We start from the raw sequence: 12265 nt of genomic DNA on the forward strand, positions 1-12265 counted from the left end.
AGCGAGCTGAGTTAGCCCCGCTGCCGATTCACGTCGTGTTATTCGGTTTCCAGATCGATGTCGATGCCGAGCGAACGGATCTCTTTGATCAGTACGTTGAAGGACTCGGGCATGCCCGGCTCCATACGGTGATCGCCATCCACGATGTTCTTGTACATCTTGGTACGGCCGTTCACGTCGTCCGACTTCACGGTCAGCATTTCCTGCAGGGTGTAGGCGGCACCATAGGCTTCCAGCGCCCAGACCTCCATCTCCCCGAAGCGCTGACCACCGAACTGCGCCTTACCACCCAGCGGCTGCTGGGTAACCAGGCTGTAGGAACCCGTGGAACGCGCGTGCATCTTGTCGTCCACCAGGTGGTTCAGTTTCAGCATGTACATGTAGCCGACAGTGGTCGGGCGCTCGAACTGGTTACCGGTACGACCGTCGAACAGGCGCATCTGGCCGCTCTCCGGCAGATCAGCCAGCTTCAGCATGGCCTTGATCTCGGTTTCCTTGGCACCGTCGAACACGGCAGTCGCCATCGGTACGCCGCCTTTGAGGTTCTTCGCCAGCTCGAGGATCTCGGTATCGGAGAACTCGTCGAGGTTTTCCTGACGACCGCCGATCTCGTTGTAGATCTCGGCGAGGAACTTGCGCAGCTCGGCGATCTTGCGCTGCTCTTCGAGCATGCGGTTGATCTTCTCGCCCAGGCCCTTGGCCGCGAGGCCCAGGTGGGTTTCGAGGATCTGACCGACGTTCATACGCGACGGTACGCCCAGCGGGTTGAGGACGATGTCGACCGGAGTACCGTTGGCATCGTGCGGCATGTCTTCGACCGGCATGATCACCGAGACCACACCCTTGTTACCGTGACGACCGGCCATCTTGTCACCCGGCTGGATGCGACGGCGAATGGCCAGATAGACCTTGACGATCTTCAGTACGCCCGGCGCCAGGTCATCGCCCTGCTGCAGCTTGCGCTTCTTGTCTTCGAACTTGTCGTCGAGCATCTGACGGCGGTCGGAGATGTAGGCCTGAGCCTTCTCCAGCTGCTCGTTCAGGGCGTCGTCGGCCATGCGCAGTTTGAACCACTGGCCACGCTCCAGACCGTCGAGGAACTCGTCGGTGATCGCGGTGCCTTTCTTCAGACCAGCGCCGCCTTCGGCGATGGCGCCAACCAGAGCGGAACGCAGACGTTCGAAGGTCGCGCCTTCAACGATGCGGAACTCTTCGTTCAGATCCTTGCGGATCTCGTCGAGTTGCTGCTTCTCGATGGCCAGCGCACGGCTGTCGCGCTCGACGCCGTCACGGGTGAAGACCTGTACGTCGATGACGGTACCCTTGGTGCCAGTCGGCACACGCAGGGAGGTATCCTTCACGTCGGACGCCTTCTCACCGAAAATCGCACGCAGCAGTTTTTCTTCCGGCGTCAGCTGGGTCTCGCCTTTCGGAGTGACCTTGCCGACCAGGATGTCACCCGGGCCGACTTCGGCGCCGACGTAGACGATACCGGCTTCGTCCAGCTTGTTCAGAGCAGCTTCACCGACGTTCGGGATGTCAGAGGAGATTTCCTCTGGGCCGAGCTTGGTGTCACGCGCCACACAGGTCAGTTCCTGAATGTGGATGGTGGTGAAGCGGTCTTCCTGAACCACGCGCTCAGACAGGCAGATGGAGTCTTCGAAGTTGAAGCCGTTCCACGGCATGAACGCCACGCGCATGTTCTGACCCAGCGCCAGTTCACCCATGTCGGTGGACGGGCCGTCAGCCATGATGTCGCTGCGTGCAACCTTGTCACCTTTACGCACCAGCGGACGCTGGTTGATGCAGGTGTTCTGGTTGGAACGGGTGTATTTGGTCAGGTTGTAGATGTCGACACCGGCTTCGCCAGTTTCGACTTCGTCATCATTGACGCGAACCACGATACGGCTGGCGTCGACCGAGTCGATCACACCACCACGACGTGCCACGACGCAGACACCGGAGTCACGGGCGACGTTGCGCTCCATGCCGGTACCGACCAGCGGCTTGTCGGCGCGCAGGGTCGGTACAGCCTGACGCTGCATGTTCGAACCCATGAGTGCACGGTTGGCGTCGTCGTGCTCGAGGAACGGAATCAGCGAGGCGGCAACCGAGACTACCTGCTTCGGCGAAACGTCCATCAGGGTGACGTCTTCCGGCGCCTTGACGGTGAATTCGTTCAGGTGACGCACGGCAACCAGCTCGTCGATCAGCTGACCTTTGTCGTTCAGGGTCGCGGACGCCTGAGCGATAACATGGTCGGCTTCTTCGATGGCGGACAGGAACACGATCTCGTCGGTGACCTGACCTTCCTTGACCACGCGGTACGGGCTTTCCAGGAAGCCGTACTGGTTGGTGCGGGCATAGGCCGCCAGGGAGTTGATCAGACCGATGTTCGGACCTTCCGGCGTTTCGATCGGGCACACGCGGCCATAGTGGGTCGGGTGTACGTCGCGGACTTCGAAGCCTGCGCGCTCACGGGTCAGACCGCCCGGGCCGAGTGCAGAAACACGGCGCTTGTGGGTGATCTCGGAGAGCGGGTTGTTCTGGTCCATGAACTGCGAGAGCTGGCTGGAACCGAAGAACTCTTTCACCGCCGCCGCAACCGGCTTGGCGTTGATCAGGTCTTGCGGCATCAGGCCTTCGCTTTCGGCCATCGACAGACGTTCCTTGACCGCGCGCTCTACACGCACCAGGCCAACGCGGAACTGGTTCTCGGCCATCTCGCCGACGCAACGCACACGGCGGTTACCCAGGTGGTCGATGTCATCGACGATACCCTTGCCATTACGGATGTCGACCAGAGTCTTGAGTACGGCGACGATGTCTTCACGCGACAGAACGCCCGCGCCTTCGATCTCGGTGCGACCGATGCGGCGGTTGAACTTCATGCGGCCAACAGCGGACAGGTCGTAACGCTCGGCGCTGAAGAACAGGTTGTTGAACAGCGTCTCGGCAGCGTCCTTGGTTGGCGGCTCGCCAGGACGCATCATGCGATAGATCTCGACCAGCGCTTCCAGCTGATTGGTGGTGCCGTCGATCTTCAGCGTGTCGCTGATGAACGGGCCACAGTCGATATCGTTGGTGTACAACGTCTCGAAGCGCACCACGTTGGCCTTGGCCATCTTGACCAGCAGGTCGGCGGTCAGCTCGGTATTGCATTCGGCGATGATCTCGCCGGTAGCCGGATGCACCACAGCCTTGGCAGTGGTACGACCGATGACGTACTCGAGCGGTACGTCCAGCTCTTTGATACCGGCCTTGTCCAACTGGTTGATGTGGCGGGCAGTGATACGACGGCCCTGCTCCACGATCACCTTGCCGCTGGCATCCTTGATGTCCTGCACGGCAACTTCACCACGCAGGCGCTGCGGCACCAGCTCCAGGCTCAGCCCTTCGCTCTTAACGTGATAGACGTTGGTGTCGTAGAAGGCATCGAGCACCTCTTCGGTGCTGTAGCCCAGCGCGCGCAGCAGGACGGACGCCGGCAGTTTGCGGCGACGGTCGATACGCACGAAGACGGCGTCCTTCGGGTCGAACTCGAAGTCCAGCCAGGAACCGCGGTAAGGAATGATGCGAGCGGAGTACAGCAGCTTGCCCGAACTGTGGGTCTTGCCACGGTCGTGGTCGAAGAACACACCCGGCGAACGGTGCAGCTGGGACACGATCACACGCTCGGTACCATTGATAACGAAGGTACCGTTCTCGGTCATGAGCGGGATTTCGCCCATGTACACTTCTTGCTCTTTGATGTCCTTGATCGCTTTGTTCGACGATTCTTTGTCGAAAATGATCAGGCGCACTTTCACGCGCAGCGGAACCGCGAAGGTCACACCACGCAGGACGCATTCCTTGACGTCGAACGCCGGCTCGCCCAGGCGATAGCCAACGTATTCCAGAGCGGCGTTGCCGGAGTAGCTGATGATCGGGAATACGGATTTGAAGGCCGCATGCAGGCCGATGTCGCGGAACTGTTCCTTGCTCACCCCTTGCTGCAGGAATTCGCGGTACGAATCCAGCTGGATGGCCAGGAGGTAAGGCACATCCATGACATCCGGCAACTTGCTAAAGTCCTTGCGGATACGTTTTTTCTCAGTGTATGAGTAAGCCATCAGCGTTCCCCAGCTTGGTCACCTGCTTGTTTGGCCAGCGCCGGCGGCGGTGACCAGAAAATCGTGCAAACCCTCGGTTTGCAGCCGCCTCACGGGCGGGTTCTTTTCGGCTCCAGGCCGACTGACGAACAGTCGACCTAGAACGGAAAAAGGCCGGTGGCAAAAGCCACCAGCCATCAGCCTTAAGCGAGTCGCTCGGGCTGTAGACGCAAGGTCGTCGCTTACTTGAGCTCGACTTTGGCGCCGGCTTCTTCCAGCTTCTTCTTGGCGTCTTCAGCAGCTTCTTTGCTCAGACCTTCAGCGATAACCTGAGGAGCGCCGTCGACTTTCTCTTTGGCTTCTTTCAGGCCCAGACCGGTCAGCTCGCGAACGGCCTTGATCACGTTCACTTTCTTGTCGCCAGCTTCAGTCAGGACAACGTTGAACTCGGTCTGCTCTTCGACAGCGGCAGCGGCAACAGCCGGGCCAGCGGCAACAGCAGCAGCAGCGGTAACACCGAAGGTTTCTTCCATCGCTTTGATCAGCTCAACGATTTCCATAACGGATTTCTGGCCGATCGCTTCGATGATTTGCTCGTTAGTCAGAGACATGACTATCAATTCCTGTATTGGGGTGACGGCCTACGCGACCATCAAATTAAACGTTTGATTTCGAAAGTACTTACGCCGCCTTAGGCAGCAGCAGCTTCTTTCTGGTCGCGAATAGCTGCCAGAGTGCGAGCGAGTTTGCTGGTGGCGCCTTGAATAACGCTCATCAGCTGGGCGATGCCCTCGTCGCGGGTCGGCAGACTTGCCAGTACGTCGATCTGGTTGGCTGCGAGGAACTTGCCCTCGAACGCAGCTGCCTTGATCTCGAACTTGTCCTGACCCTTGGCAAAATCCTTGAACAGACGAGCAGCAGCGCCCGGGTGTTCGTTGGAGAAAGCGATAAGGGTCGGGCCTTTGAACACGTCGTTGAGCACGTCAAATTGAGTGCCTTCAACGGCGCGCTTGAGCAGGGTGTTACGCACGACTTTCACGTACACACCAGCTTCGCGGGCCTCTTTACGGAGTCCGGTCATTGCGCCGACGGTCACGCCACGGGCATCAGCCACGACAGCGGACAGACCGGCTTTGGCAGCCTCGTTGACTTCAGCGACGATGGCCTTCTTGTCTTCGAGTTTAATTGCCACGGGTTTACTCCTGGTTTTTACCGGTTCGCCGAGCCGAAGCTCGGCGGCGTTTTGGTGTCTGATTCGGTAACGAATCGGGAGCACCATCTGCGTAGGCCATCAGGCAAGCCTGATATTTAAAACAACTGTCACCTACGGTCTTGGATAGCCCCCGCCAGGCAGGGACCCCAATTTTTCAAGGCTGACGGCAACGCCGCCAGCCCAATACTTCATTACGCCTCGAGCGAAGCCTGATCGATGATCAGACCAGGACCCATGGTGGTGCTCAGGGTCACGCGCTTGACGTAGATACCTTTCGAAGTCGACGGTTTCAGACGCTTGAGGTCGGACAGCAGGGCTTCCACGTTCTGCTTCAGCGCGGCGGCTTCGAAGCCGACCTTGCCAACGGAGGTGTGGATGATGCCGTTCTTGTCGGTACGGAAACGTACCTGACCTGCTTTGGCGTTCTTGACCGCGGTAGCGACGTCCGGAGTCACGGTGCCGACTTTAGGGTTCGGCATCAGGCCGCGCGGGCCCAGTACCTGGCCCAGCTGGCCAACAACGCGCATGGCGTCCGGGGAAGCGATGACCACGTCGTAGTTCAGATCGCCTGCCTTCATTTCGGCAGCCAGATCGTCCATACCGACCTTGTCAGCACCGGCAGCCAGAGCGGCTTCAGCGCCCGGACCTTGGGTGAACACGGCAACGCGTACGGTTTTGCCGGTACCGTTCGGCAGAACGGTGGCACCACGTACGACCTGGTCGGATTTACGCGGGTCTACGCCCAGGTTCACGGCAACGTCGAACGACTCGGTGAACTTGACGGCCGACAGCTCAGCCAGCAGCTTGGCTGCGTCTTCGAAGGAATACGCCTTGCCAGCTTCAACTTTGGCGGCGATGGCCTTTTGGCGCTTGGTCAACTTAGCCATTACACACCCTCCACGTTCAGGCCCATGCTACGAGCGGAACCGGCGATGGTACGCACGGCCGCATCCATGTCAGCTGCAGTCAGATCGGCCTGTTTGGTCTTGGCGATCTCTTCCAGCTGAGCACGAGTCACGGTGCCGACTTTCTGGGAGTTAGGACGGCTGGAGCCACTCTGGATGCCGGCTGCTTTTTTCAGCAGAACGGAAGCCGGGGTGCTCTTGGTTTCAAAAGTGAAGCTGCGGTCACTGTAAACGGTGATGATCACAGGAGTCGGCAGACCAGGCTCCATGCCCTGAGTCTTGGCGTTGAACGCCTTGCAGAATTCCATGATGTTCACGCCGTGCTGACCCAGAGCCGGGCCCACGGGCGGCGACGGGTTTGCCTGACCGGCTTTAACTTGCAGCTTGATATAAGCCTGAATCTTCTTAGCCATTAGCTACTCCAATTTCGGGTTCAAACGCCTCGAAAGGCTCCCCGGTTACTTACGCATTTATCCCAGTGACGACAAAACCCCGCAGCCAGCGGCTGCGGGGTTGGGATGCTTATGTCAGTTATGCCTTCTCGACCTGACTGAACTCCAACTCGACCGGGGTGGAGCGACCGAAAATGGTCACAGCAACCTGGATACGACTCTTCTCGTAATTCACTTCTTCGACGACACCGCCGAAATCGGCAAACGGGCCATCGATAACACGAACCATCTCGCCCGGCTCGAACAGAGTCTTGGGCTTGGGCTTGTCGCCACTATCAGCAACACGACGCAGGATGGCCTCAGCCTCTTTTTCGGTGATCGGTGCCGGCTTGTCGGCCGTACCACCAATGAAACCCATTACACGAGGCGTATCCTTGATCAAGTGCCAGGTCGCTTCGTTCATTTCCATCTGCACAAGCACATAGCCAGGGAAGAACTTGCGCTCACTCTTGCGCTTCTGACCATTGCGCATCTCTACCACCTCTTCGGTAGGAACGAGAATTTCGCCAAAGTCTTCTTCCATACCAGCCAGCTTGACGCGCTCGATCAGCGAGCGCATGACATGCTTCTCGTAACCCGAGTAAGCATGCACAACGTACCAACGCTTAGCCACGGGACACCCTTAACCAACAATCAGGGAAACAAGCCAACCGAGCAGGGAATCAAGACCCCACAGCAGCAGCGCCATCACCAGAACCACCGCAACAACGATCAAAGTCGTTTGCGTGGTCTCTTGGCGGGTTGGCCAAACAACCTTGCGAATCTCAACGCGGGCCTCTTTCAACAGAACCGCGAAAGCCTGACCACGAACAGTTTGCAGCGCTACAAACGCAGCAACACCACCCAGAACGATCAACCCCAGAACACGGTAGAGGATCGGCTCAGCGGAGAAGTACTGATTACCGACAACACCCACAACAACCAGGGCAGCGACAACCAGCCACTTGACCAGATCAAAGCGAGAGTCTTTGGCTTCAGCCTTAACATTCATTCGAGAGGATCCTGTGAAAGACGCGCCAGATTCGTTAGAAAATGGCAGGTCAGGAGGGAATCGAACCCCCAACCTGCGGTTTTGGAGACCGCCGCTCTGCCAATTGAGCTACTGACCTAGATGAATCAGGCCGGCCATTATGCCGGCCTAAATGGGACAGATCAACCGATTATTCGACGATCTTGGCAACCACGCCAGCGCCAACGGTACGACCGCCTTCGCGAATTGCGAAGCGCAGGCCGTCTTCCATGGCGATCGGCTTGATCAGGGTGACAACCATTTTGATGTTGTCGCCCGGCATTACCATCTCAACGCCTTCCGGCAGTTCGCACGAACCGGTCACGTCAGTGGTACGGAAGTAGAACTGCGGACGGTAGCCCTTGAAGAACGGGGTGTGACGACCACCTTCTTCTTTGGACAGAACGTACACTTCAGCTTCGAACTTGGTGTGCGGCTTGATGGTGCCCGGCTTGGCCAGAACCTGACCACGCTCGACTTCATCACGCTTGGTGCCGCGCAGCAGCACGCCGCAGTTCTCGCCAGCACGACCTTCGTCCAGCAGCTTGCGGAACATCTCAACGCCGGTGCAGGTGGTCTTGGTGGTCGGACGCAGACCAACGATTTCGATTTCTTCCTGGATCTTGACGATACCGCGCTCTACACGACCGGTAACTACAGTACCGCGGCCGGAGATCGAGAATACGTCTTCGATCGGCATCAGGAACGGACGATCGATGGCACGAACCGGCTCAGGGATGTAGGTATCCAGAGTCTCGACGAGTTTCTTGACGGCAGTGGTGCCCATCTCGTTGTCGTCTTGGCCGTTCAGAGCCATCAGCGCGGAGCCGATGATGATCGGAGTGTCGTCACCCGGGAAATCGTAGGTGCTCAGCAGGTCGCGAACTTCCATCTCGACCAGTTCCAGCAGTTCAGCGTCGTCAACCATGTCAGCCTTGTTCAGGAAGACAACGATGTACGGTACGCCAACCTGACGGGACAGCAGGATGTGCTCACGGGTTTGCGGCATCGGGCCGTCGGCAGCCGAGCAGACCAGGATCGCGCCGTCCATCTGGGCAGCACCGGTGATCATGTTCTTCACGTAGTCGGCGTGACCCGGGCAGTCAACGTGCGCGTAGTGACGAATGTTGGAATCGTACTCTACGTGGGCAGTGTTGATGGTGATACCACGAGCCTTCTCTTCCGGTGCGCTGTCGATCTTGTCGAAGTCAACGCGAGCGGAACCGAATACTTCGGAGCAGACGCGAGTCAGAGCAGCGGTCAGAGTGGTTTTACCGTGGTCAACGTGACCGATGGTGCCAACGTTGACGTGCGGTTTGTTACGTTCGAATTTCTCTTTAGCCATCTTGACCGTCTCCTATCGAAAAATTGAGCAAGCCACGCGCCACTTAAAACAAAGGCAGATACTTTCATATCTGCCTTTATTAGATGGAGCTCATGAGCGGACTTGAACCGCTGACCTCACCCTTACCAAGGGTGTGCTCTACCAACTGAGCTACATGAGCCAAACTCTTTGCTCGAACCACAAACTGGAGCGGGCAGCGGGAATCGAACCCGCATCATCAGCTTGGAAGGCTGAGGTTCTACCACTGAACTATGCCCGCGGAGCTTGTAGCTCACGCTGAATCTGGTGGAGGGGGAAGGATTCGAACCTTCGAAGTCGATGACGTCAGATTTACAGTCTGATCCCTTTGGCCGCTCGGGAACCCCTCCAAAGTGGGCGGCATTTTCTAGATCTGCCACCTTGCTGTCAAGCGTTTTCTCAATTAAATCTTGAGGTTAGCTTATTCGACAACATCTTCGAGGGTTATACAGCTTTGACCACCCTGCGAAGCGGGCGCCATTCTATGCAAACTACTGGGGCAATGCAACGCCTTCGCAAGGCATTAATTGATGCTGCAGCCCGGCGAAGTCTCCAGCGAGGCGACCCAGCAACACTTCATCAGCCAAACGCCGGGTTTCCGGAGACACGCGAACCCAGAAACTGCGGTGAGAACGTGACAACTCACGCACCTTGGGCTCGTAACCTGCGTCGCGCAGGCGCTGCATTACGACATCCGCAGAATCGCTGCGAGGAAAAATCCCCAGAGAGATACCATTGGCCAAATCGCCCTGGGTGATGATGTAGCTGTCCACGCGCCTAGCCTGCAGCTCGCGCAACTGCCTGAGCGAAGCCTGACGAGACGCCAAGGGCTCCAGATAGACCCAGTACTCAACCCCCGCAGCCGCATCCATCGCACGAACCTGCGCCTTGATATCCAGCGAAAGCAGGCGCTGCTCCACCTCCTTCGCCTGCGACTCCTGCTCGAAGCTTCCTAGATAAAGGCACGCAGAAGCAGCGACCGCACTGGCGTCCGCCACCTCGGGCTTCCCGCCAGAGTGAGGCTGCACGTTGTCAGCAGCCTCACTCAATAACTGAATATCCTTGCGCCCCCCCTGGTAGGACTCTACAGGCGCTATCTCCTTGGCCCGCAAGGGGGCCTGCTGCTGATGCCAGACGTAATAGAAGACATTCAACAGAATCAGCAGCAGCAGAACCCAACGCATAGCGAGCCTCACACCAGCGGGCAGGCAATCGCCAACCCGACAAATACCAGATCCGGAATCACCTGGGCGCCAGGTACAAGATCCCTGACCAGCTCCACGTCACCCCCGGTAAGAAAAATCTCGACGCCTTCAGGAAAGCGAGCCAGCGCCTCGTCATATTGCACCCGGACAAACCCACGCAGCATCAACAAACAACCCCGCTCTACCGCTTCAGCCGTAGAGCGACCCGGTTCCAGCGAGCTCAGCGCGGCCTCTGCAGCCCCACGGTCGTAGCGAATACGGCGCGTATGGGTGCTCAACTGGTCGCGCATGAGCGACAAACCTGGACAGATGAATCCCCCAAGGTGACGCCCGTCCGCCGCCACAAGGTCAGCAGTCACAGCCGTTCCCAGGTCGATCACGAGACAGGCACGCTGACCAAGATGGTACGCCCCAAGCAATGCCAGCCAACGATCGAGCCCTAGACGCGCGTAGTCCTCATAACCGTTGGTGACGCCCGCCAACTGCTGCGCTGGCTGAGCACAGATCACCGGCACGGCAAATCGCTGACGCAACTCGGTCACCAGAGCCCCACCCTCAGCATCACTACGCACGCTGACCAGGCGACAGTGACGGATCTGCAAACCAGGCAATGCCTCGAGCGCACCAAAGAGCTGAGCATCGCCATCCACGATCCCGGCATACAGCCTTTCGCAAGTATCAGAGGCAATCACCCGCCACTTGATGAAGCTGTTGCCGCAATCAAGCTCAAGAATCATGGCGCAACCTCAAGCTCAACTCACCACCACTAAAGGTCGTCTCGGAGCCATCGACTAACAAGCGAATGGCTCCACTGTCATCGACGCCGAGTATTTTTCCATTGATAGCCTGAACCCCCGCAATCAAGGAAGCCTCCCTACCCGCCCACAGATGCAGCGCCTCCCACTCTTCACGCAGCCCTGCAAAACCAGACACCCAGTGCCTGGAAATGTAGCCTTGCAACTGAGCGAGCAACTCGGCGGCCAATTGATTCCGATCGACAAGGTGACCCAGTTCCTCACGGACGGAGGTCCACGGCTGATCGATAGCCAACCCTTGCTCGGCAAGCATGTTTACATTCAACCCAATACCGATGACGACATGACAGATATCTGCCGGATCCCCAAGCAGTTCCAAGAGAATGCCCGAGATCTTTCGCCCCTTTACCAGCACATCATTCGGCCACTTCACACCAACATCTTGAATACCGCTATTCAGCAGAGTGCGTGCGACAGCAAGCCCGACCGTCAGACTTAACGCCTCAATCTGGCGCATACCACCATCCACCCGGACGATCAGGCTGCAATAGAGGTTTTCTGCAAAAGGACTGGCCCAATGGCGGCCCCGCCTGCCGCGGCCGGCCGTTTGCCGCTCGGCAAGCACACAAAAAGGAGCCGTTGCACCGGCGTCGAGGCGGCGAATAACTTCGGCGTTGGTCGAATCTATGCTGGGAAGTACATGGACCACCGAATCCAGCCCTGGCGAGCAACGAGTAATTGCATCAGCATCCAGCAGCTTTAGCGGCTGGGCCAATCGATAGCCTTTACCCGGCACCCTGAAAACTTCGATACCGAACTCAGAGTGAAGTCCCTGCAATTTTTTCCAGACTGCGCTGCGGCTAACCCCCAAAGCGGCGCCCAACGCTTCGCCCGAGTGAAAACGGCCATCCTGGAGAAGTTTCAACAATGCCTGCATGAAAGGCCCCGCCCTTAACAAGGCTGGCATGATAACGGCGAGCTCTTGGGTTGCATAGAAACCAGCCGCTCAAGCAGCCAATGCAATGTCATGCCACAAATCAGCACACCTCGGCCATGACCGCGCCCGACATCGAAACAGCTTTTCAGGCCAAAAGACCGCTTAAGCGATCTTGGGTTACGTCTAGCGCGCGACGAATCTCTGGCCGGCACTTAAGCGGCCAGTGCTGTCAGTGCCTCGCATTCATTTTCCGGCGCGCAAAGAAGAAACCCCAGACCGCTAGGCGATCTGGGGTTTCGTATAGGAGCTTGACGATGACCTACTCTCACATGGTG

At 58.1% G+C, this 12265-nt stretch carries 11 protein-coding genes and 4 tRNA genes; all 15 read right to left on the reverse strand.

The genetic code is table 11. From position 1 onward, the window contains the following. Positions 1-38 precede the first annotated feature (38 nt). Positions 39-4112, reverse strand: a complete 4074-nt coding sequence (gene rpoB / locus VC352_RS15120) for a DNA-directed RNA polymerase subunit beta (RefSeq protein WP_322980353.1) — start codon at positions 4110-4112, stop codon at positions 39-41. 221 nt (positions 4113-4333) lie between these two features. Beyond that, a complete protein-coding gene (gene rplL, locus VC352_RS15125) occupies positions 4334-4702 on the reverse strand; it encodes a 50S ribosomal protein L7/L12 (RefSeq protein WP_322980354.1) in 369 nt (122 codons plus the stop codon). An 80-nt stretch (positions 4703-4782) separates the two neighbouring features. Beyond that, positions 4783-5283, reverse strand: a complete 501-nt coding sequence (gene rplJ, locus VC352_RS15130) for a 50S ribosomal protein L10 (RefSeq protein WP_322980355.1) — start codon at positions 5281-5283, stop codon at positions 4783-4785. Between the two features lie 212 nt (positions 5284-5495). Next, entirely contained in the window at positions 5496-6191 is a 696-nt protein-coding gene (gene rplA, locus VC352_RS15135; protein WP_322980356.1) for a 50S ribosomal protein L1, read from the reverse strand. Then, positions 6191-6622: a 50S ribosomal protein L11 gene (gene rplK / locus VC352_RS15140; protein WP_322980357.1), complete on the reverse strand. Its 432-nt coding sequence runs from the start codon at positions 6620-6622 to the stop codon at positions 6191-6193. The genes rplA and rplK overlap by 1 nt, the downstream gene beginning before the upstream one ends. Before the next feature lie 118 nt (positions 6623-6740). Continuing rightward, positions 6741-7274 carry a transcription termination/antitermination protein NusG gene (nusG, locus tag VC352_RS15145; protein ID WP_322980358.1) on the reverse strand — a complete coding sequence of 178 codons (534 nt, stop codon included), beginning with the start codon at positions 7272-7274 and terminating at the stop codon, positions 6741-6743. Positions 7275-7283: 9 nt separating this feature from the next. Continuing rightward, positions 7284-7652, reverse strand: a complete 369-nt coding sequence (secE, locus tag VC352_RS15150) for a preprotein translocase subunit SecE (protein ID WP_322980359.1) — start codon at positions 7650-7652, stop codon at positions 7284-7286. A gap of 42 nt (positions 7653-7694) precedes the next feature. Next, positions 7695-7770 (reverse strand) — tRNA-Trp (locus VC352_RS15155). 51 nt (positions 7771-7821) lie between these two features. After that, entirely contained in the window at positions 7822-9015 is a 1194-nt protein-coding gene (tuf, locus tag VC352_RS15160; RefSeq protein ID WP_322980350.1) for an elongation factor Tu, read from the reverse strand. 84 nt (positions 9016-9099) lie between these two features. Continuing rightward, positions 9100-9175: transfer RNA gene (locus VC352_RS15165), tRNA-Thr, on the reverse strand. A 25-nt stretch (positions 9176-9200) separates the two neighbouring features. Beyond that, positions 9201-9274: transfer RNA gene (locus VC352_RS15170), tRNA-Gly, on the reverse strand. Positions 9275-9298: 24 nt separating this feature from the next. Further along, positions 9299-9383, reverse strand: a tRNA-Tyr gene (locus VC352_RS15175). A 141-nt stretch (positions 9384-9524) separates the two neighbouring features. After that, positions 9525-10217, reverse strand: a complete 693-nt coding sequence (locus VC352_RS15180; RefSeq protein WP_322980360.1) for an SPOR domain-containing protein — start codon at positions 10215-10217, stop codon at positions 9525-9527. Between the two features lie 8 nt (positions 10218-10225). Beyond that, positions 10226-10975 (reverse strand): pantothenate kinase, encoded by a 750-nt coding sequence (locus VC352_RS15185; RefSeq protein WP_322980361.1) that lies wholly within the window; start codon positions 10973-10975, stop codon positions 10226-10228. Then, positions 10965-11930, reverse strand: coding sequence for a bifunctional biotin--[acetyl-CoA-carboxylase] ligase/biotin operon repressor BirA (gene birA / locus VC352_RS15190; RefSeq protein ID WP_322980362.1), 966 nt, complete (start codon positions 11928-11930; stop codon positions 10965-10967). The genes VC352_RS15185 and birA overlap by 11 nt, the downstream gene beginning before the upstream one ends. Between the last annotated feature and the right edge of the window lie 335 nt (positions 11931-12265).

The sequence above is a fragment of the Pseudomonas sp. C11 genome, from assembly GCF_034683865.1.
Lineage (GTDB): Bacteria > Pseudomonadota > Gammaproteobacteria > Pseudomonadales > Pseudomonadaceae > Aquipseudomonas.